This is a genomic window from Actinomycetospora sp. NBRC 106375, assembly GCF_030269665.1.
In the GTDB taxonomy this organism is placed as follows: Bacteria; Actinomycetota; Actinomycetes; order Mycobacteriales; family Pseudonocardiaceae; genus Actinomycetospora.
In genome coordinates this window covers 90,928-110,636 of sequence record NZ_BSTS01000011.1, presented here as the reverse complement: position 1 = coordinate 110,636, position 19,709 = coordinate 90,928, and the positions used below count along the sequence as shown (strand labels likewise).

The window sequence follows — 19,709 nt, the reverse complement described above, 5'->3', positions numbered from 1 at the left end:
GCGTGGCAGGTGCCACCGACCGGGACGCATCGGCCCGGTCCGTGCGTTGCACGGATCATGGGAGCGCCGAGGATGCTGGTGATCGGTCACGAACCCCCCACCGAGAGCGTGGTCGTCGCCGCGGGCACGCTGCCGGGCTGGGCCGCCGAGCGCGGGATCGAGGTCGTCCCGGGCGTGGCCGGCGAGCCGCTGCCCGATCCCGCGACGATCGACGCGATCGCGGTGCTGGGGTCGGTGCAGGGGGCCTGGGACGACGCGGTGCCGTGGCTCGCCGACGAGATCGCCTACCTGCGGACCGCGATCGCCGGCGGCGTCCCGGTGCTCGGCATCTGCTTCGGCGGCCAGCTGCTGGCCCGCGTGCTCGGCGGCACCGCCCATCCCGCGGACGGCCGGCACGAGAACGGCTGGCGACAGATCACGACCCACGCCCCGGACGTCGTGGCCCCCGGCCCGTGGATGGAGTTCCACTTCGACACCTTCACCGCACCGCCGGAAGCCGAGGTGCTGGCGGTCTCGGAGCGGTGCACCCAGGCGTTCCGGACGGGCCCGCACCTCGGCGTGCAGTTCCACCCCGAGATCACCCCGGCCGAGCTCGGGACGTGGATGGCGCGCTGGGCCGGCACGCCGCTCGAGGCGCGGCTCCCCGAGCTGGGCGTCGACCAGGACGCGCTGCGCGAGGAGACCGCCGCGCGGGCCGAGGAGTCCCGGGCGGCCAGCTGGGTGCTGTTCGACGCGTTCGCCGAGCGGGCGGGCCTCGCCCGCGATGTCATGGTGCGGTGATGACGGCTCCGCCGGAGATGAAGGTTCGCATCGGGATCGGCGCCGGGCCCTCGCGCCACGACCCCGCCGCCGCGACCCTCGAGCTGGTCGACGGCTGCGAGCGGCGCGGTATCGACTCCGTGTGGTTCCCCGACCGCATGGCCGCCCCGGCCGTCGAGCCGCTCGTGGCGATGGGCTGGGCCGTGGGTCGCACGAGCGCGCTCAAGGTCGGCAGCGGCGTCATCGTCCTGCCCGGCCGCAACCCCGCCGTCGTCGCCGCCCAGCTGTCCTCGCTCGCCGCGCTCGCCCCCCGCCGGATCCTCCCGGTGTTCGGGCTGCGCCCGGCGACGGCGTCCGAGCGCACCGCGTACCCCGTACCCGGCCCGCGCGCCGCGGTGTTCGAGGAGGCCCTGACCGTCGTCCGGCGCCTGCTCACCGAGGAGTCGGTGACATTCCACGGCGAGTTCCTCACCCTCGACGACGCCGTCGTGGAGCCGCGCCCCGCCCGCCCGCTCGACCTGTGGCTCGGGGGCCTCGTGCCCGCCGCCCTGGACCGGGTCGGGCGTCTCGGCGACGGGTGGCTCGCCTCGTTCGTCACCCCGGCCGAGGCCGGCGCGGCCCGCGCCGCCATCGCTTCGGCGGCCGCCCGCGCCGACCGGGACGTCGAGGAGGACCACTACGGCACCAACCTGCTCGTCGTGCCGCCCGGCAGCTCGCCGGAGGACGTCGACCGGGCGCGGGCGTCGTCGGCCCACCGCCGTCCCGAGCTCGACCCCGCGGATCTCCTCGCGGACGGGTGGGAGCACGCGCGCCGGCAGGTCCAGCGCTTCGTCGACGAGGGCATCACCAAGTTCGTGGTGCGCCCCGCCGTCGCGCCGGCGTCCTGGCCCGGGTTCCTCGACGAGGTCGCCGAGCACCTGGTCCCGCTCGAGACCTAGAGTCCGCGGCTCCCGAGCACGCGTGTGACCGCGATCTCCAGGATGACGCGGGCGGGGTTCACGCGCGGGGCTTGGTAGCGGCGGGCGTAGCGCTCCTCGGCGTCGGCCACCACCGCCGGGTCGTCGCGCACCACGGCCAGACCCTCGAGGGTCGACCAGCGCCGGCGCTCGACCTGGTTCACCGCCACCCGCGCGCCGCCCTCCCCCGCGGCCCGCACGTGGCGCGCCTTCGCACTGTGGCCCGAGGTGAGGACGCGGACGATCGCCGTGTCGAGATCGAGCACGGCGTTCACGGGCACCAGGTGCGGCGACCCGTCGCGGCGCAGCGTGGTGATCGTGCAGAGGTGGCGCTCGGTCCAGAACTGCGCGAACTCCTCGCCCCGCGCGCGCAGGTCGGCAGGGGTGACGGTCGGCGTCGTGGGCACCGCCCGATGGTGCCGTCCGGGGCGCCGGGCCCGATCACCCGGTCGGCGTGCGCGTGACCGTGTCGGTGAGCCAGGCCCAGAACCGCGGGTCCATCGGCGACGTCGTCGGGATCACCATCTGCGGCTCGACCCGGGCGGCGCTGGTCGCGTCGCCGGAGTCCTCGCTGCTGTCGCTGGTGTCACTGCTGCTGCCCGCGTCGCTCTCGCCGGTGGCGACGGTGCGCCGCGACGTCGGCCCGCCGGAGGACGAGTCGTCACTGGTCGAGCCGCTGCTGCTCGCGCCGTCGCTGCTCGCGTCGTCGCTGCTGCTCGCGTCGTCGCTGCTCGCCGTCGGGCGGACGCTCGGGTCCGACGACGAGTCGGAGGACGACTCGGAGGACGACTCGGACGTGGTGCGCGAGCGGCCGGAGATGCCGGTCCGGTCGCCCCCGGCCGTCGCCGTGGCGCCTCCCGCCGACGCGGTGGCCGACCCGTTGCCCGCCGAGGCGGAGGCCGACCCGGCGCGGGCCGACGTCGACGCGGCGTCCCCGGAGTCTGCGGAGCCCCCGGTGTCTCCGGATTCCTCGGAACCGCCGCGGCCGGCCGTCGTGGTCGGGTCCGCCGACCCGGTGTCACCGTCGTCCGACCCGGACGCCGTCGTGCCCGGTGACCCGGTGCGGCTGCGGGCCTCCGGCTCGGACCGCGTGGTCAGCGATGCCCCGGTGGTCGGGTCGACCGTCGTGGTGGTGCCACTGGCCGGGTCGCGGGTGGTCGTGACGCCCGTGGACGGGTCGGTGGTCGTGACCGGGCCCTGGGCGGGCTCGTCGTCCGCCCCACCGGTCCGCCCCGCCGCGCCGCCGTCCTCGCCGCCGCGGCCGGGGACACCCGTGGCGTCGCTCGGCAGGGGCCAGCCCTCCGGCGTGGAGACGGGCACCGAGCGCTCGGCCGAGCCGCTCCCGGTCCCGCCGCCCTGACCGGGCTCGCCGTACGTCGGCCAGCCCTCGGGCGTCGACGCCGGTCCCGCGGACCCGGTGGGCAGCTCCAGCGTCGGTGCACCCGTGGTCGTCGCCCCACCTGCCGGCGTGCCGCCGCCGGGGCGGCGCTGCGCCGGGGTGTCCGCCGCGGTGTCCGCCGGGGTGCGCGCGGGGGTGTCCGCGGGGGACGGCTCGCCGCGGCGATCGTTCCCGCCGCCGCGATCCCCGCCGCCGCCACCGTTCCCGGGCAGCGCGTCGGCGAGGTCCGGGAGGAGGCCCCCACCGCGGTCGCCGTCGCCGCCACCACCGCCGTCGCCACGCCCGCCGTCCCCGTCGCGGCCGCCGCCACCACCGTTCCCGCCGCCGTTCTCGCCGTTCCCGCCGCCGCGACCCTCGCGGGAGCCGGTGGGCTCGTCGCGCGTGGGGTCGGGCAGCAGCGGCAGGTCCAGGACGGGGCCGGGGTCGTCCCGCGTGGCCCGCGGGCCCGTCTGCGCCGGCTGCGCGGGCCCCGCGCCGCCGGTGTCGGGCGCCGCGGTGGGGCCGGGTGAACTGCCGGCGCCGGGCAGGGGCACCGGGAGGAGGTCGGGGGTCAGCTGGTCGAACCCCGGCGGCGGGGTCACCGGCTGTTCGGCGCCCGGGTACGACGGCTCGCCCGGCGCGGCCTGCGGGGTGCCGAGCGGACGGGAGCCGGGCAGCGGGATGGGCGTCAGCGGCGGGGCCACGTCGTCGGGGAGGGACCCGTCGGGGAGTGCCTGGGCGGTGCCGGGGACATCGGTGGAGGGGGCGGAGGTCTCGCCGGACCTCTCGCCGGAGCCGAACTCGCCGTCGGAGGAACCGTCGACGTCGGCCGAGGTGGTCGGCGCGTCGGTGGTCGAGCCCGTGAGGCCCGTGGCGTCGTCACGAGGTCCCGGCACGACCGCGCTGCCGACGCCGACCATCGCGGCGACGAGCGCCACGGTGAACAGGCCGGTGATCACGATGTTGCGCGGCGTGCGGAACGGCCACGGTCGCGGACGCGGTGCCGGATTCCAGCCTCGGGACGAGGTGGACGGCATTCAACCCCCTTCGAACCAGCCCGCCCCCGACAGCGGCCCCGGCCCCCTCGGCCGCGGAGATCCACGACGGTACGCCGCCGGTGTGTCCCCGGTCAGCCGTTTCGAGGTTGAAGGGGGGATTTCCGCGGGCACCATGGAGGACGTGGGTGTGGAGCCCGGGCTGCGTGCTGTCGCGCACCCCTCGACCGGCGACCGGGCGACGCCTCACCTCGATCTGGATCTGGCCCGTGTGCGCGACGCCTATCGCGCGATGCGCACCGCCCTGCCCGGCGTCGAGCTCTGCTACGCGGTGAAGGCCAACCCGCACCCCGCGGTGCTCGCCCTGCTCGCCGCCGAGGGCGCCTCGTTCGACCTCGCCAGCGTCGGTGAGCTCGACCTCTGTCTGCTCGCCGGGGCGGCGCCGGGCGCGCTGTCGTGGGGCAACCCGGTCAAGAAGGCCGCCGACGTGCGCGCTGCCCGGTCGGCCGGCGTCAGCCGCTTCACCACGGACGCGCCGGCCGACGTCGACCTCCTCGCCCGCGAGGCCCCCGGCGCCCGGATCGGTGTGCGGCTCGCGGTCGGCGACGACGGCGCCGCGACACCGTTCGCGGGCAAGTTCGGGGCAGGAGAGGACGAGGCCGCGGCGCTGCTGCACCGTGCCCGCACCGGCGGGCTGACCGCGGCCGGCATCGGCTTCCACGTCGGCTCCCAGCAACGCGACCCCGCCGCCTGGGCCCGGGCGATCGACGCCGCCGCCCGCGTCGCCACCCGGCTCGGCGAGCACGCCCCGACCGAGCTCAACCTCGGCGGCGGCTTCCCCACCACCCACGCCGACGGCCCCGCACCCGACCTCGAGGCCTGCGGCGCGGCGATCCGCACGGCCCTCGCCCGGCACGCCCCGCGGTGGCGTCCCCGCCTCGTGGCCGAACCCGGACGCGCGCTCGTCGCCGACGCCGGCGTCCTGCGCGCCGAGGTCGTGCTCGTCGCCGAGCGCGGCGGACGACGCTGGGTGTACCTCGACGTCGGCCGCTACCAGGGCCTCGCGGAGACCGAGGCCGAGATGATCGTGTACCGGCTCCGCACACCCGGGAACCCCGGGGCGACAGGCCCGGTCGTCCTGGCCGGGCCGACGTGCGACGGCGACGACGTCCTGTACCGCCACGCGGACGTCCGCCTGCCGCTCGACCTCGCCCCGGGCGACGTCGTCGAGTTCCTCGGCGCCGGCGCCTACACCTCGAGCTACGCCTCGGTGGGCTTCAACGGCCTGCCGCCCCTGCCCACGTACGTCCACGACACCCCGGAGGAAGGTGGGAGTTGACCCTCAGCGCCCCGTCCACGACCGATCCCGCGACGTTCGCCGGCCGCCACGTGCTCGCGGAGCTGCGTGGCGTCGACGCCGCGACCCTCGGCGACGAGCAGCGCGTCACGGACGCCCTGCGCCGCGCGCTCGACGCCGGCGGCGCGACCGTGCTCGACGTCGTCGCCCACCGCTTCGAGCCGCAGGGCACGACCGTGATGGCGCTGCTGGCGGAGTCGCACGCCTCGGTGCACGCCTATCCCGAGGCGGCCGCGGCGTTCGTGGACGTGTTCACCTGCGGCGACCAGGCCGACCCCGACCTCGTCGTCGACGCCCTGGGCCGCGAGCTGGGCGCGACGGAGGTGCGCGCGCAGGTGGTGGCGCGCGGCGCGGGCCTCGCGCCCGGGGCGGGTGGTCGCGAGGTCGACGAACCCCTCGCCGCGGGGATGCGTCGCCGCTGGCGGCTCGACGAGGTGATCTGGCGGGGCCGCACCGACTGGCAGGACATGATGGTGGCGCGCACCGCCCAGGGCGTCTCGCTCTTCTGCGACGGCGAGCGCCAGTCCACCGAGGACAGCCAGCTCGTCTACCACGAGGCGCTGGCCGTGCCCCCGATGCTGCTGGCCGACGAGCTGCGCTCCGTGCTCGTCGTCGGGTCGTCCGAGGGTGTGGTCTCCCAGCTCGCGGTCGCGGCCGGCGCAAGCCGGATCGACCACGTTGACATCGACACCGAGTGCGTCCGGCGCTGCGCCGAGCTGCTGCCCTACGGCTACACCCCCGAGGAGCTGGCCGCGGCGGAGCGCGGCGACGGCCCGGTGCGGATGCACTACGGGGACGGCTGGCAGTTCCTCGCCGACGCCGCGGCGCGCGGCGACCGCTGGGACGTCGTGATCGTCGACCTGCCCGACGAGCCCGTCGAGATCACCGACCCCGCCCAGCACGCCCGCCTCTACGGCGCGGAGTTCCTGCGCCGGTGCGCGGAGGTCCTCGCGCCCGGCGGCGCCGTCTGCTCCCAGGCCGGCTGTCCGACGCTCTGGCGCCACGACACGCTCGCGCGGATGACCCGCCGCTTCGACGACGTCTTCGCGACCGTGCTGCCGTACTGCTCCGACGAGCACGAGTGGGCCTACCTCACGGGCCGCCCCGACCCCGTCGACGACCCCGTGTCCCTCGCGATCGCGCGCCTCGACCGCTTCCCGGAACTGACGTCGATCGACGCCGAGGCCCTGCGCCGCGGCGCCGTGCTCCCGCACGCCCTGCGCGCCGGCTGATCCGCATCCCGCGGCGCGGACCTTCCCGTGCAGAGGAGCGCCCCCGCGCTCCGCGCGAGGTCCTACGACGCGGACAAGGCCGCGGCCAGCTTCTCCGGGATCCCCGGCGCCTTCGACCATGCCTTCGTCTCCGGGTCCTGGACCACGACGACGTAGACGTTGCGCCCCGTCACGGCGACCTCGTCGGCGGAGCGGTAGACCGCGAACGCGAGCGTGAAGCTCGTCGTGCCCTGCCGCTCGCACGACACCTCGACCCGCGCGTCGTCACGCCAGCGCACCGACCCGCGGTAGTCGAGCTCCGAGTGCACGACCATGACGTCGACACCGGACGCGATGAGGTCCGGATAGGCCAGCCCGACGTGCTCGAGGAAACCGGTGAAGGCCTCGTCGAACCACGTCAGGTAGTGCCCGTTGAACACGACACCCTGCTGGTCGATCTCCGCGTAGCGCGGGACGACGGGAAAGCTGTACGTCACGACTGCCGCAGCTCCGGGAAGTCCTCGTCCCGGAACTCGCCCTCGGGCTGGGTGTCCGCGTTCGGTCGCAGCTCGGTCTCGCGGCCGCGCAGCTCGACCCGCCGGATCTTCCCGGAGATCGTCTTCGGGAGCTCGTAGAACTCGAGGCGCCGCACCCGCTTGTAGGCCGGCAGGTTCTCGCGGGCGTGCCGCAGGATCGCCAGCGCCGTGTCCCGGTTGGCCTCGTACCGGGCCGAGAGCACGACGTAGGCCTTGGGCACGGCCAGGCGCAGCGGGTCGGGCGACGGGACGACCGCGGCCTCCGCGACGGCGTCGTGCTCGATGAGCACGCTCTCCAGCTCGAACGGGCTGATCCGGTAGTCCGACGCCTTGAACACGTCGTCGGAGCGGCCGACGTAGGTGATGTAGCCGTCCGCGTCGCGGGATCCCACGTCACCGGTGTGGTAGACGCCGCCGGCGAAGACCTCGTCGTTGCGCTCGTCGTCGTCCTTGTAGCCGACCATCAGACCGACGGGTCGGTCCGCGAGGTCGATGCAGATCTCGCCCTCGTCGGCCCGCTCGCCGGTCACCGGGTCGACCAGCACGATCGGGTAGCCCGGCAGCGGCCGGCCCATGGAGCCGTCCTTGACCGGCTGCCCGGGCGGGTTGCCGATCTGCAGCGTCGACTCGGTCTGCCCGAAGCCGTCGCGGATCGTCATGCCCCACGCCGCCCGGACCTGCTCGATGACCTCGGGGTTCAGCGGCTCGCCGGCCCCGACGAGCTCGCGCACCGGCACCTGCACGCGGGTGAGGTCGGCCTGGATGAGCATCCGCCACACGGTCGGCGGCGCGCAGAAGGTGCTCACGCCCTTCTCGACGATGACGTCGAGCAGCTTGTCGGCGTCGAACTTCGTGTAGTTGTAGATGAAGATCGTCGCCTCGGCGACCCACGGCGCGAAGACGTTCGACCACGCGTGCTTCGCCCAGCCGGGCGAGGCGACGTTGAGGTGCACGTCGCCGGGCTGCAGGCCGATCCAGTACATCGTCGAGAGGTGCCCGACGGGGTAGCTCGTGTGCGTGTGCTCGACGAGCTTCGGCTTGGACGTCGTGCCGCTGGTGAAGTAGAGCAGCAGCGTCTCGTCGCCGCGGGTCGGCCCGTCTGGGGTGAACTCCGCGGGCGCGTCGTAGGCGGCGGCGAAGTCCAGCCAGGGCTCGGTGATGCGGTCCCCGACGGCGATCTTCGTGTAGTCACCGGGCACGTCGTCGAACTTGTCGACGTCGGCGTCGCGGACGACGACGTGCTTCGCGTTGCCGCGGTCGATGCGGTCGCGCAGGTCGGCGGGCCCGAGCATCGGCGTCGACGGGATGAGGATCGCGCCGAGCTTCATCGCGGCGAGGATCGTCTCCCACAGCTCGACCTGGTTGGCGAGCATGAGGATGATCCGGTCGCCGCGCCGCACGCCCTGGGCGCGCAGCCAGTTGGCGACGCGGTTGGACCGCTCGCGCATGTCGGCGAACGAGAACTTCGCCTCGGTGCCGTCCTCCTCGACGATCCACAGCGCCGGGCGCTGGGCCGTGCCGGGGTCGGTGCCGATGGCGTCGAAGTGCTCGAGGGCCCAGTTGAACTCGTCGAGCCGCGGCCACGTGAAGTCGCGGAGGGCGGCGTCGAGGTCCTCGCGCCGCTCCAGCAGCAGATCGCGCGCCCGGCGGAACTCGGTCGCCGCCTTGCTGAGCTCGGACACGAAGAGGATCCCTCCCTGAGACGCCGATGGCCGAGGCGGTTCTACCACCTCGGCCACGGCGTCAGGGAGACGAAGCGCCCCGCTACTTGATCAGCTTGCGCAGGATGAGGAGCCCCACGAGCGCGCCGGCGGCGTAGACGGCGTACTTGATCTTCGGGTCGGCCCACTTCTGCGCGGCCATCTCCTTGCCCTGCTCGGAGAGCCGCTGCGGGTTCGCCCGCTCCGACAGCTCGTCGAGGGCGCCGGCCAACGCCTCGCGCGCCTGCGTGATCTCCTTCTCGATGGCGTCCGTGTCGCGTGCCACGGCACCTCCCCTTCCCGTCGGTCGCCCGGACGGTCCCTCACTGCGGAGGCGACCGGCGTGTGGTCGGCGGCTATCCTGCCCGCCCGTGACCGCCGATACCCGCCTGGCCCCCGGTCAACCCGCGCCCGACTTCTCGTTGACCTCCGATCGGGGCGAGACGGTGTCGCTCGCGGACCTGCGTGGGCACCGCGTCCTCGTCTACTTCTACCCCGCCGCCATGACCCCGGGCTGCACCAAGGAGGCGTGCGACTTCCGGGACAACCTGGCGACCTTCGACGACGCCGACGTCACCGTGCTGGGGATCTCGCCGGACAAGCCGGAGAAGCTCGCGAAGTTCCGCGAGAAGGAGGGCCTGACCTTCCCGCTGCTCTCCGACCCGGACAAGTCGGTCATGCAGGCGTGGGGCGCCTGGGGCGAGAAGACGATGTACGGCAAGACCACGACCGGGGTCATCCGCTCGACCTTCCTCGTCGACGCCGACGGGAAGATCGAGGAGGCGCAGTACGGGGTCAAGGCCACCGGCCACGTGGGCCGGCTCCTGCGCGATCTGAAGCTCTGAAGGAGTGCCGGCGACGGGATTCGAACCCGCACTGTGCGACCCCTAAAATCGCCCTCTCTGCCGATTGGAGTACGCCGGCCCGCCGATTGGACTAGTGCGTCGCATCGGCGAGTCTGACGATACGAGGGCGCCTGCGGATCGCGCGACCAGGGCACCATGATCCCTCCAGGTGCTCCTCGGACCCGATGTGACAGGGTTCCCGGAGCACCTGGAGCGATCTTGCTCTACAGGAACGCCCGGACCGCCGCCGCGACCTCGTTCGCCGCTTCCAGGGGCACGAAGTGCCCGACGTCCTCGAGGTGCGCCACCCCGCGCAGGTCGATGAACGCCTCCTCCAGGCCCTCGGCGAGCCGGGGCGGGAAGAGCGGGTCGCGGTCGCCCCAGAGCACCGAGGCCGGGACGGTGACGGGAGGCGCCGGGTCCTGGCCGCGGGCGGCGAGCGCGATCGCCACGGTCGCGGAGCCGGAGCGGTACCAGTTCAGGGACGTGGTGAAGGCGCCCGGCCGGGCGTAGGCCGCGACGAGGTCGTCGGTCACGCCGTCCTGCGTGGCGATGGCCCGGTGCCCCCAGTGCGCCCAGAAGTGCTCCAGGTACGTCCGCACCGCGTCGGCCGACCCGTCGACGAGGTTCGCCGCGAGCGCGAGCTGGTGGAAGTCCTGGTACCAGAACTCGGCGCGGTGGTCGTCGTCGAGCGCGGCCCGCGCCGAGCCGGGGTGGATCGCGTTGCCGAGCACGAGCGCCCGCACACGCTCGGGGGACGTCCGCGCGAGGTGCGACGCCGTCGTCGACCCGACGTCGTAGCCGACGAGGATCGCGTCGTCGAAGCCCAGTTGGTCCATCAGCTCGAGGACCGCGGCGCCCTGGGCGTCGCGGCCGAAGTCGAACGGCGGCCGATCGACGTCGTCGGCCCGGAACGAGGCCCCGAAGCCGAGCAGATCGGGCACCACGACCTGGGCGTCGCGTTCGAGCAGCGGGAGCAGGGCGCGGTAGTCGGACGCGGCGCCGGGCCAGCCGTGCAGGCAGATCACCGGGACGCCGTTGCCCTCGTGCGCGTAGGAGATCACGCCGCTGACTCCGATCTCTTCACGGCAAGCACCCGGAAACCGGCATGCGACGACAGTCGGGTGGCCGGGTGGCCCTGCTCGCCGAGCCAGCGCGCGAGCGAGTCCGAGCCGAGGTTCTTGCTGACGACCAGGTAGGACGACCCGTCGACGCGCGGCAGCCAGCGCAGCAGCAGCTCGTGCAGCGCGGCCTTGCCCGAGCGGATCGGCGGGTTCGACCACATCTCGGCGAAGCGGTGGTCCGCCGGGATCTCGTCGGGCCGGCAGGCGCGCACGTTGGTCACCTTCGCGGCCGCGGCGTTGGCCCGCACGAGGTCGAGCGCGCGGTCGTTGACGTCGACCGCCCACACCGTCGACGACGGGCGTCGCACCGCGAGCCACAGGGCGATCGGGCCGTAGCCGCAGCCCAGGTCGAGCAGGTCGCCGGTCCCGGCGGGCTCGGGAGCGTTGGCGAGCAGCACCCGCGTGCCCTTGTCGAGCCGCCCCCGGGAGAAGACGCCGGAGTCCGTGGTCAGGTCCAGCGCGACGTCGCCGACCTCGAGCCGGAACGAGACCGGGTCGGACGCCGAGGTCGGCTGCTCCGAGAAGTACTGGTCGGTCACGACACCTCGGAGAGCCTCGGGATCAGCGCCCGCAGGGCCTTCGAGCGGTGCGACACCGCGTCCTTCTCCGACGGGTCCATCTCCGCCGACGTGCGGGACTCGCCCTCGGGGACGAAGGCCGGGTCGTAGCCGAAGCCGTTCGTGCCGCGGGGGAGGCGGATGAGGCTGCCCGGCCACCGCTCGACAACAACGATCTCGCGCCCGTCCGGGTGCGCGGCCGCCGCGGCACACACGAACGCGGCGCCGCGGCGGTCCTCGGGGACGTCGGCCATCTGGTCGAGCACGAGGGCGAGGTTGGCGTGGTCGCGCTCGACGCGGGACCCCGCTCCGGATCCGATGGGGCCCCGTCCCGACCAGCGGGCGGACAGCACCCCGGGCATGCCGTTCAGCGCGTCGACGGCGAGGCCGGAGTCGTCGGCGACGGCCACGAGCCCGGTCGCCGCGGCGGCGTCGCGGGCCTTGGCCAGGGCGTTCTCCTCGAACGTCGCGCCGGTCTCGGGCGCCTCCGGGAACTCGGGGACGTCGTCGAGGCCGACGACCTCCAGCCCCTCGGTCAGCCGGCGCAGCTCGGCGAGCTTGGCGTCGTTCCGCGTGGCGAGCAGGAGCCGGGAGACGGAGCGCAGCGGAGCTCGACCCATCGACTCTGTCACGGCAGCTCCCCCGGGTACGGCTCGGCGAGCGCGGCGGTCTGGAGCTCGGTGAGCTCCGCGCACCCGGCCAGCGCCGAGTCCAGCATCGCGTCGAGCGTCGCGCGCGTGTAGGTGGCGCCCTCGCCGGTGCCCTGGACCTCGACGAGCGTGCCGGTGTCGGTGGCGACGACGTTCATGTCGACCTCGGCGCGCGAGTCCTCGTCGTAGGGCAGGTCGAGCCGGACGCGGCCGTCGACGACACCCACCGACACCGCGGCGATCGAGCACGACAGCGGCTGCGGGTCGGCGAGGCGCTTGTGCGCGCGCAGCCAGGTCACGGCGTCGGCGAGCGCGACGTAGGCGCCGGTGATCGCCGCGGTCCGCGTGCCGCCGTCGGCCTGCAGGACGTCGCAGTCGAGCTGGATGGTGTTCTCGCCGAGCGCGCGCAGGTCGATCGCCGCGCGCAGGGAGCGTCCGACCAGCCGGCTGATCTCGTGGGTGCGGCCGCCGACGCGGCCCTTGACCGACTCGCGGTCGCTGCGCGTGTGCGTCGCCGACGGCAGCATCGCGTACTCCGCGGTGAGCCAGCCGAGCCCGCTGCCCTGGCGCCAGCGCGGGACGCCCTCGGTGACGCTGGCCGCGCACAGCACCGTCGTCTGCCCGAACGAGACCAGCACCGACCCCGCCGGGTGCTGCTGGAACCCGCGGGTGATGCTGACCTCGCGGAGCTCGTCGTCCGCCCTGCCGTCGCTGCGTGCCACGGGCGACCACCCTAGGCTGGCGCCACGTGACCACCGTCGGCCGGACCGGGCTCGTGCTGCTCGCGAGCTGCCTCGCCCAGGTCATGGTCGTCCTCGACGTCTCGATCGTGAACGTCGCGATCCCGTCGATCCGCACCGCGCTCGGGTTCGACGCCGAGGGCCTGGCGTGGGTGGTGAACGCCTACACGCTCGCCTTCGCGGGCTTCCTGCTGCTCGGCGGGCGCGCGGCGGATCTCTTCGGGCGGCGGCGCGTGTTCCTCGTGGGCCTCGGGCTCTTCGGCCTGGCGAGCCTCATCGGCGGGCTCGCGAACGACCCGTCGCTGCTGCTGGCCGCCCGCGCCGTCCAGGGCCTCGGCGGGGCCGTGCTCTCCCCCGCCTCGCTGGTGATCCTCCAGACCACGTACGCCGAGGGGGCGGCGCGCGCCCGGGCGTTCGGCTGGTGGTCGGCGATGGGCGGGATCGGCGGCGCGACCGGCGGCCTCGCCGGCGGCGTGCTCGTCGGGCTGCTGAGCTGGCGCTGGATCTTCCTGGTCAACGTGCCGGTCGTGATCCTCACCGCCGTGCTCGCGCTCGCCGTCGTCCGCGAGACGCGCGCCGAGGAGCGGCCGGGGCTCGACGTGTCCGGGGCCGTGCTCGTGACCGGAGGACTGGTCGCCCTCGTGTACGGGGTGGTCTCCCTGGAGTCCGCGACGTGGACGTCTCCGCGCGTGCTCGGCGGGCTCGTCGCCGCGGCCGTGCTGCTCACCGCGTTCGTGCTGGTCCAGCGCCGCAGCCGGCATCCGCTCGTGCCGCTGTCGGTGTTCCGCATCCGGTCGGTGAGCACCGCCAACGTCGTCATCCTGCTGATCTCGTCGGCCATGTTCTCGATGTGGTTCTTCGTCTCACTGCACATGCAGGGCGTGCTCGGGTTCGACGCGCTCACCGCGGGCCTCGCGTTCCTGCCGCAGTCGGCGTCGGTGGTGGTCGGCTCGCAGGTGTCCTCGCGCCTGCTGCCCCGCGTCGGCGCCCGGGTCCTGCTCGTCGGCGGGGCCACGCTCACCGCCGCCGGCTTCGCGTGGTTCGCGTTCCTCACGCCCACGACCAGCTGGGCGGCGGGCATCCTCGGGCCCGGCATCGCGGTGTCGCTGGGGATGGGGATCGTCTTCCCGGCGGTGACGACCGCGGCCACGACGGGCGTGGGGCCGGGTCTCGCCGGCCTGGTCAGCGGCCTGGTGACGACGTCGCGGCAGATCGGGGGCGCGATCGGTCTGTCGGTGCTCTCGACGCTCGCAGCCTCCCACGCGGCCGCGCTCACCACGGCCGGTGCCGCCGCGCCGGTGGCGCAGACGGCCGGCACGACGCGGGCCTTCGCGGTCGCGGCGATCGTGGTCGCGGCCTCGGCGCTGGTGGCCCTGCTCGTCCCGGCGCCGCGGTCGGCGGCGGCTCCGGAGCCGGCCCGGGTCTGAGACCCGTCAGGCCGGCACGGGCTCGCGGCGGCGGTCCAGGAGCGCGGCCAGCCCGACCGTGACGAGGGCGATCACGACGAGGCCGGCGACGTCCACGGCCGACCGTGCCCAGAACCCGATCCCGACCAGCGTGTGCGCGACGAGCATGCCCCCGACCAGCAGCAGCGCGTGCCGCTCGCTCCACGCCGCCCGCGCCGACCACCGGACGACGGCGAGCCCGGACACCACCACGAGCACCAGGCCCGCCAGCATCGGCGCGAGCACCCAGAGCCCGTGGGTGCCGGCCGGCTGGCCCTGCGAGTGCGGCGGCCACATCAGCCACAGGACGACGCCGGTCACGAGCAGCGACGCGACGCCGAGCGCCCACGGCGCGGGGACGGGACCGGGCCGCGGCGCGGACGAGCCGCGGGGCGGCAGCACGCGCAGCGCCACCACGGCGAGCAGGCCCGCGACGACCGCGCTCGCCACCGGCGCGGCGAGCGGCGCGAGGTAGCCGGGGTCCTGGAACGGCGGCACCGCCACGCGCAGCAGGGCCACGCCGAGCACGGCGACGACGCCGGTCACCACCAGACCCGGCGTGCGCAGGTAGGGGCGACCGCGGTGCGACGGGAACGCGAGGTGGGTCAGCACGATCGGGACGAGCACCGAGAACAGGGCGTGGTAGACCGCGTTGGCCTCCCAGTACGTGACGTTGAACCCCAGCACCCGGACGCCCCACTCGCCCGCGCGGTACAGCGACGGGCTCGTCAGCGCCTGCAGCCCGATGCCGTCCTCGACCAGCTCGTAGGCCACGCCGAGCGGCACCAGCGCGAGCCACGGCCGCCGGGAGCGGACCCACGCCTCGCGGATCAGCAGCACGCCCGCGCCGTAGACCGGCATCCACACCAGCGTCAGCCAGGCCATGCTCATCGGGGTGCTGCCCCAGGCCAGCTCGGCGACGACCGGCGTGAGCACCACCAGCGTCCAGGCCGCGAGCCGGTTCGGTCCGACGGTCTCGGTGATCATGACAGCGACGTTAGGGCCGCGACCGGGCGTCCGTCCTCGGTCCGCGGGATCGAGCCGCTCCGACGAAAGTCGGTGGTCGGCGTCAGATGGTGTAGTGCCCGTCGGGGACGACGAGCTCCGTGGGGCCGCGGAACTCCTCGCGCGCCTCGGCGAGCAGCGCCGGCCCGTCGGCCCACGCCGGGACGTGGGTGAGCAGCAGGCGGGCGACGCCGGCCTCGCGGGCCGTGCGCCCGGCCTGCCGGCCGGAGAGGTGCACGCCCGGCGGGCGCTCCGGCCCGTCGCTCCAGGTGGACTCGCAGAGCAGGACGTCGGCGTCGCGCGCGAGCTCGCTCAGCTCGCGGCACGGCCCGGTGTCGCCGGAGAAGACCAGCGAGCGGCCCTCGTACTCGAGGCGGATGCCGTAGGCCTCGCAGGGGTGGTCGACGGGCGCGCTGGTCAGCGCGATCGGGCCGACCGCCGCCGGGCCCTGCGCGAACGGGCGGTAGGTGAACACGTCGGTGAGGTCGGTGGCGACACGCTCGTCGGACGACGGGGCGTACGCCACGGCGAGGCGCACCTCGGTCTCGGTCGGCCCGTGCAGCGGTACGACCTTCCCCGGGCCGTCGGGGTGGTAGCGGCGGTGGACGATCAGCCCGGACACGTCGGCGCAGTGGTCGGGGTGGAGGTGGGACAGCACGAGGGCGTCGATGTCGAACGGGTCCATGTGCCGCTGGAGGGCGCCGAACGCACCGTTGCCGAGATCGAGCACCACGGACGTGTCGCCCGCCCGCACGAGGTAGCTCGAGGCCGGGGAGTGCGGGCCGGCGCCGCTGCCGGAGCACCCCAGGACGATCAGTTCCACGGGCGCACCCTACGGGCCCGACCTGCCCGAACGCACAGGCCCACGAGGACCACTCCGGTCACGGATCGGGCACGGACCGCAGCATGTCGCTCAGGAGACGGCCGGTGCGCCCGGTGCACGGCGCCCGGCCCGGCGGCGATCGGCGGCGACGGTGAGCCAGGCGGCCAGGACGCCGCCGATCGCCCCGCAGAGGTGGGCCTGCCAGGAGATCCCGGGGGTGCTGGGCAGCACGCCGAACAGGAGCCCCCCGTAGATCAGGAACAGGATCACGGCCACGGCGAGCTGCCCGAACGAGCGCGCGAAGAACCCGCGGACCAGCAGGAACGCGAACCAGCCGAAGATGATCCCGGAGGCGCCGATCGTCGAGCCGGGGCTGCCGATGAGCCAGACACCGACGCCGCTGACCAGCCAGATGACCGCGGTGACGGCGATGAACTGCCCGAGCCCGCCGGCGAGCACGAGGAACCCGAACACCAGCAGCGGGATCGTGTTGCTCGCCAGGTGCTCGAAGCCGCCGTGCAGCAGCGGCGCCCAGAGGATGCCGCCGAGACCGTCGACCGTGCGCGGGACGATGCCGTCGTCGTCGAGGCCCTGCGGCGGGTCGAGCGAGACGAAGACCGTCCGGTCGGCCAGCTCGATGAGCCACAGCACCGCGACGATCCCGACCATGAGGATCGCGGCCCGCAGCGGGTGCGTGGGCCAGATGCGGGGCGTGGGGCGCGCCGGGCTCGTCACGGCCTCGACACTACGACCGGCCGCGCGGGATCGGTGTGGGGTCGACCCGGAGCTTCACCAGGGTGGCGACCCCTGGACACTAGGCCCAGAGCTGGCCTTCGAGGGCCTCCGCGGCCTCCTCGAGCGTGCCGCTGTACGCGCCGGTCGAGAGGTACTTCCACCCGCCGTCGCAGACCACCATGACGATGTCGGCCTCGTCGTCCGCGCCGGCGGCCTTCTCCGCCTGCGCGAGCGCGGCGTGCAGGATGCCGCCGGTCGAGATGCCCGCGAAGATCCCCTCCTGCTCGACGAGCTGGCGGGTGCGGCGCAGCGCGTCGTACGCCCCGACCGAGTAGCGCCCGGTGAGCACGTCGGGGTCGTAGAGCTCGGGCACGAAGCCCTCGGCGATGTTGCGCAGGCCGTAGACGAGCTCGCCGTACCGGGGCTCGGCCGCGATGATCTGGCAGTCCGGCTTGTGCTCGCGCAGGTAGCGCCCGGTGCCGACGAGCGTGCCGGTGGTGCCCAGTCCCGCCACGAAGTGCGTGATGGTGGGCATGTCCCGCAGGATCTCCGGCCCGGTGCCCTCGTAGTGCGCGAGCGCGTTGGCCGGGTTGCCGTACTGGTAGAGCATCACCCAGTCCGGGTGCTGGGCGGCGATCTCCTTGGCGGTCGCGACCGCCTGGTTGGACCCGCCCGCGGCCGGCGAGAAGATGATCTTCGCGCCGTACATCTCGAGGAGCTGGCGCCGCTCGGCCGAGGTGTTCTCGGGCATGACGCACACGAGCTCGTAGCCCTTGAGCTTGGCCGCCATCGCCAGCGAGATGCCGGTGTTGCCCGAGGTCGGCTCGAGGATGGTGCAGCCGGCGGTGAGCCGGCCGTCCTCCTCGGCCGCCTCGATCATCCGCAGGGCCGGCCGGTCCTTGATCGAGCCCGTCGGGTTGCGGTCCTCGAGCTTCGCCCACAGCCGCACGTGCGGCGCCGGCGAGAAGGACGGCAGGCCGACCATGGGCGTGTCGCCCAGGGCCTGGATCAGGGAGTCGTACCGGGCCACGGTCGGCGTCTCAGCGCCCGCCGGCCACGGCCGGGAGGATGGTCACGGTGCCGCCCTCGGGCACCTGCGCGTCCAGGCCGCCGGCGAAGCGGACGTCCTCGTCGTTGACGTAGACGTTGACGAACCGGTGCAGCGCGCCGTCGGTCACCAGGCGGTCCTTGATGCCCGGGTGGTTGGCCTCGAGGTCGGTGATGACCTCCTGCAGCGTCGAGCCGTCGGCCTTGACCTGCTTCTCCCCACCGGTGTGGGTGCGCAGGATGGTCGGGATCGAGACGGTGGCGGACACGGATTCCCTCCGGTTCGTGGTGGACGGGTCTTCTGGTGGACAGCGTCGCACGGTGACGCGACATTCCGTGATCCTGCGATGACGCAGGCCGGGCGCGTCAGGACCGGGCGCCGGGATCCGGGACGTCGTCGCTGCCGGTGTGGGCGAACATGTAGTTCTCGACGACCGCGACCTCGTCCTCGACGACGCCGCCGGCCTCGTCCAGCAGGAACGAGCGCAGGTCGGTCCCCGAGTCCGGTCCCGTCAGCGCGACGATCACGAAGTGCACCCCGGGCTGCAGGCCCATGTACTGGATGTCCTTCTCCGAGGGGTACGCCTCGGGCAGGCCCGTGTCGGTGAGGGGGCGTCGCGGCGCCCGCGTGTGCGAGTGGAAGACGACGACCGGCTCCTCGCCGCGCTCCTCGCTCTCGCGGTGCACGCGCAGCTGCTCGCGGGAGTCGAAGGCGTAGTCGCTGGAGACGGCGTCGGTGTTCGTCATCGGGATGTAGCGCTCCGCGCGGTCCGATCCCTCGGGGCCGGTGAGCTGCCCGCACGCCTCCAGCGGGTGGTCCCGGCGGGCGTGCGCGACCATCTCGTCGACGAGGTCGGCCCGGATCACCAGCACAGCGTCCAGGATACGGAACGCGCGGCGGCTCAGCCCGTCAGCGTCGTCACCAACGAGTCCTGCAACCACGTCAACCAGTGGTAGACGGGCAGGTGGTCGGCGCGGGGGTCGTCGGCGGGCACCTGCTCCGGCATGTCCTCGCTCACCTCGAGCGCGACCCCGAGCGCCAGGCGCACGTCGTTGACCGCGGCCAGCCACTCCTCGGCCTGCGACGGCGCGAGCTCGACCCGTCCCCCGCCCGCGGGGCAGGTGGCGAGCACGGTGGCGATCGCGTCCAGCTTCGCCTCGATGAGCTCGGGCTCGTTCACCGAGCGCATCGCCGCGGACAGCTCCCCCGCGTCGTCCTCGCCCGACGACGCGAAGTCGGGCAGCAAGCGCGCGAGCACCGGGTCGTCGGGCGGGGTCGACGGGCCGGTGCGGATGCCGGTGAGCGCGGCGAGCTCGTCCTCGGGGGCGGCGGCGTTGCGGCCGGTGAGCATCTGCTCGACCTGGCCCATGAGCCCGCGCAGCACCGACGCCTCCGGCCGCTCGAGCACCGCGACGTACCGGACGCGGTCACCGCGCCCCTGCCGTTTCCAGGCCTTCAACTGGCCCGCTGCATCGTCGCCCAGAGGCCCGCCGCGTGCAGGCGCGAGACGTCGCCCTCGACCTTCTCGCGGCTCCCCGACGACACCGTGGCGCGGCCCTTGTGGTGCACGTCGAGCATGAGCGCGGTGGCCTTGGCCTTGTCGTAGCCGAAGAGCTTCTGGAACACGTAGGTCACGTAGGACATGAGGTTGACCGGGTCGTTCCAGACGATGGTCTGCCACGGCGTGTCCGCGAGGGTCGCCTCGTCGACGGCCTCCTCGGTCCGCTCGTCGACGTCCGGCTCGGCCGGAGCGGACAGACGCACCTCCTGCGGCACGGAGCGCAGCGGAGCTGCCGCGCCGGAGGCCGGATACATGTCACCATCGTGACACGGGCCGAGCCGCCT

The 19,709-nt window shown here is 74.3% G+C and carries 23 protein-coding genes and 1 tRNA gene; 6 read left to right on the top strand and 18 right to left on the bottom strand.

Annotation, left to right across the window (positions count from 1 at the left end; genetic code table 11):
• Window positions 1-72: 72 nt before the first annotated feature.
• Together QSK03_RS19315 and QSK03_RS19310 are read left to right on the top strand one after the other, a co-directional pair.
• The gene (locus QSK03_RS19315) at window positions 73-780 is read left to right on the top strand and encodes a type 1 glutamine amidotransferase (protein WP_285655303.1); all 708 of its coding nucleotides are present in this window, start codon (window positions 73-75) and stop codon (window positions 778-780) included.
• Window positions 780-1,697 (top strand): TIGR03854 family LLM class F420-dependent oxidoreductase, encoded by a 918-nt coding sequence (locus QSK03_RS19310; protein ID WP_285655300.1) that lies wholly within the window; start codon window positions 780-782, stop codon window positions 1,695-1,697. Before QSK03_RS19315 ends, QSK03_RS19310 begins: the two co-directional genes overlap by 1 nt.
• Here the strand turns inward: QSK03_RS19310 and QSK03_RS19305 are convergent.
• Window positions 1,694-2,122, bottom strand: coding sequence for a pyridoxamine 5'-phosphate oxidase family protein (locus QSK03_RS19305; protein ID WP_285655298.1), 429 nt, complete (start codon window positions 2,120-2,122; stop codon window positions 1,694-1,696). The genes QSK03_RS19310 and QSK03_RS19305 overlap by 4 nt on opposite strands.
• A 34-nt stretch (window positions 2,123-2,156) precedes the next feature.
• Window positions 2,157-4,052: a hypothetical protein gene (locus QSK03_RS19300; RefSeq protein WP_285655295.1), complete on the bottom strand. Its 1,896-nt coding sequence runs from the start codon at window positions 4,050-4,052 to the stop codon at window positions 2,157-2,159.
• A gap of 211 nt (window positions 4,053-4,263) precedes the next feature.
• Between QSK03_RS19300 and QSK03_RS19295 the strand changes: the two genes are divergently transcribed.
• Together QSK03_RS19295 and speD are read left to right on the top strand one after the other, a co-directional pair.
• Window positions 4,264-5,427: a type III PLP-dependent enzyme gene (locus QSK03_RS19295; protein ID WP_502872192.1), complete on the top strand. Its 1,164-nt coding sequence runs from the start codon at window positions 4,264-4,266 to the stop codon at window positions 5,425-5,427.
• Window positions 5,424-6,677 carry an adenosylmethionine decarboxylase gene (speD, locus tag QSK03_RS19285; RefSeq protein ID WP_352232018.1) on the top strand — a complete coding sequence of 418 codons (1,254 nt, stop codon included), beginning with the start codon at window positions 5,424-5,426 and terminating at the stop codon, window positions 6,675-6,677. Before QSK03_RS19295 ends, speD begins: the two co-directional genes overlap by 4 nt.
• 62 nt (window positions 6,678-6,739) lie before the next feature.
• Here the strand turns inward: speD and QSK03_RS19280 are convergent, their stop codons facing one another.
• The 3 genes from QSK03_RS19280 to QSK03_RS19270 all read right to left on the bottom strand — a co-directional run bounded on the left by QSK03_RS19280 (window position 6,740) and on the right by QSK03_RS19270 (window position 9,178).
• The gene (locus tag QSK03_RS19280; protein ID WP_285655290.1) at window positions 6,740-7,153 is read right to left on the bottom strand and encodes an acyl-CoA thioesterase; all 414 of its coding nucleotides are present in this window, start codon (window positions 7,151-7,153) and stop codon (window positions 6,740-6,742) included.
• Window positions 7,150-8,874, bottom strand: coding sequence for an AMP-binding protein (locus tag QSK03_RS19275; RefSeq protein WP_285655288.1), 1,725 nt, complete (start codon window positions 8,872-8,874; stop codon window positions 7,150-7,152). Before QSK03_RS19275 ends, QSK03_RS19280 begins: the two co-directional genes overlap by 4 nt.
• A gap of 82 nt (window positions 8,875-8,956) precedes the next feature.
• Window positions 8,957-9,178: a DUF3618 domain-containing protein gene (locus QSK03_RS19270; RefSeq protein WP_285655286.1), complete on the bottom strand. Its 222-nt coding sequence runs from the start codon at window positions 9,176-9,178 to the stop codon at window positions 8,957-8,959.
• An 85-nt stretch (window positions 9,179-9,263) separates the two neighbouring features.
• Here QSK03_RS19270 and bcp point away from each other — a divergent pair, with 85 nt between their 5' ends.
• Entirely contained in the window at window positions 9,264-9,737 is a 474-nt protein-coding gene (gene bcp / locus QSK03_RS19265; protein WP_285655284.1) for a thioredoxin-dependent thiol peroxidase, read from the top strand.
• A gap of 5 nt (window positions 9,738-9,742) precedes the next feature.
• Here bcp and QSK03_RS19260 read toward each other — a convergent pair.
• The 5 genes from QSK03_RS19260 to rph all read right to left on the bottom strand — a co-directional run bounded on the left by QSK03_RS19260 (window position 9,743) and on the right by rph (window position 12,790).
• Window positions 9,743-9,816, bottom strand: a tRNA-Leu gene (locus tag QSK03_RS19260).
• Window positions 9,817-9,961: 145 nt separating this feature from the next.
• Complete coding sequence (locus QSK03_RS19255) at window positions 9,962-10,801, bottom strand: alpha/beta fold hydrolase (protein ID WP_285655281.1); 840 nt, start codon at window positions 10,799-10,801, stop codon at window positions 9,962-9,964.
• Window positions 10,798-11,400 carry a class I SAM-dependent methyltransferase gene (locus QSK03_RS19250; RefSeq protein ID WP_285655278.1) on the bottom strand — a complete coding sequence of 201 codons (603 nt, stop codon included), beginning with the start codon at window positions 11,398-11,400 and terminating at the stop codon, window positions 10,798-10,800. Before QSK03_RS19250 ends, QSK03_RS19255 begins: the two co-directional genes overlap by 4 nt.
• Window positions 11,397-12,038 carry an RdgB/HAM1 family non-canonical purine NTP pyrophosphatase gene (gene rdgB / locus QSK03_RS19245; protein WP_285655810.1) on the bottom strand — a complete coding sequence of 214 codons (642 nt, stop codon included), beginning with the start codon at window positions 12,036-12,038 and terminating at the stop codon, window positions 11,397-11,399. The genes QSK03_RS19250 and rdgB overlap by 4 nt, the downstream gene beginning before the upstream one ends.
• Before the next feature lie 8 nt (window positions 12,039-12,046).
• A complete protein-coding gene (rph, locus tag QSK03_RS19240; RefSeq protein ID WP_285655275.1) occupies window positions 12,047-12,790 on the bottom strand; it encodes a ribonuclease PH in 744 nt (247 codons plus the stop codon).
• Between the two features lie 26 nt (window positions 12,791-12,816).
• Here rph and QSK03_RS19235 point away from each other — a divergent pair, with 26 nt between their 5' ends.
• A complete protein-coding gene (locus QSK03_RS19235) occupies window positions 12,817-14,235 on the top strand; it encodes a DHA2 family efflux MFS transporter permease subunit (protein ID WP_285655272.1) in 1,419 nt (472 codons plus the stop codon).
• A 6-nt stretch (window positions 14,236-14,241) separates the two neighbouring features.
• On the opposite strand, the gene QSK03_RS19230 is transcribed toward QSK03_RS19235, so the two are convergent.
• The 8 genes from QSK03_RS19230 to clpS all read right to left on the bottom strand — a co-directional run bounded on the left by QSK03_RS19230 (window position 14,242) and on the right by clpS (window position 19,679).
• Window positions 14,242-15,240, bottom strand: coding sequence for an AF_0692 family protein (locus QSK03_RS19230; protein ID WP_285655269.1), 999 nt, complete (start codon window positions 15,238-15,240; stop codon window positions 14,242-14,244).
• Between the two features lie 82 nt (window positions 15,241-15,322).
• Window positions 15,323-16,081, bottom strand: a complete 759-nt coding sequence (locus QSK03_RS19225; protein WP_285655266.1) for an MBL fold metallo-hydrolase — start codon at window positions 16,079-16,081, stop codon at window positions 15,323-15,325.
• Between the two features lie 90 nt (window positions 16,082-16,171).
• Window positions 16,172-16,816, bottom strand: a complete 645-nt coding sequence (locus QSK03_RS19220; protein ID WP_285655264.1) for a rhomboid family intramembrane serine protease — start codon at window positions 16,814-16,816, stop codon at window positions 16,172-16,174.
• Window positions 16,817-16,895: 79 nt separating this feature from the next.
• Window positions 16,896-17,846 (bottom strand): PLP-dependent cysteine synthase family protein, encoded by a 951-nt coding sequence (locus QSK03_RS19215; RefSeq protein WP_285655262.1) that lies wholly within the window; start codon window positions 17,844-17,846, stop codon window positions 16,896-16,898.
• A gap of 10 nt (window positions 17,847-17,856) precedes the next feature.
• Complete coding sequence (locus QSK03_RS19210; protein ID WP_285655258.1) at window positions 17,857-18,132, bottom strand: MoaD/ThiS family protein; 276 nt, start codon at window positions 18,130-18,132, stop codon at window positions 17,857-17,859.
• 97 nt (window positions 18,133-18,229) lie between these two features.
• Entirely contained in the window at window positions 18,230-18,736 is a 507-nt protein-coding gene (locus QSK03_RS19205) for a M67 family metallopeptidase (protein ID WP_285655256.1), read from the bottom strand.
• 29 nt (window positions 18,737-18,765) lie between these two features.
• Window positions 18,766-19,323 carry a DUF2017 domain-containing protein gene (locus QSK03_RS19200; RefSeq protein WP_285655252.1) on the bottom strand — a complete coding sequence of 186 codons (558 nt, stop codon included), beginning with the start codon at window positions 19,321-19,323 and terminating at the stop codon, window positions 18,766-18,768.
• A complete protein-coding gene (gene clpS, locus QSK03_RS19195; RefSeq protein ID WP_285655249.1) occupies window positions 19,320-19,679 on the bottom strand; it encodes an ATP-dependent Clp protease adapter ClpS in 360 nt (119 codons plus the stop codon). Before clpS ends, QSK03_RS19200 begins: the two co-directional genes overlap by 4 nt.
• Window positions 19,680-19,709 lie beyond the last annotated feature (30 nt).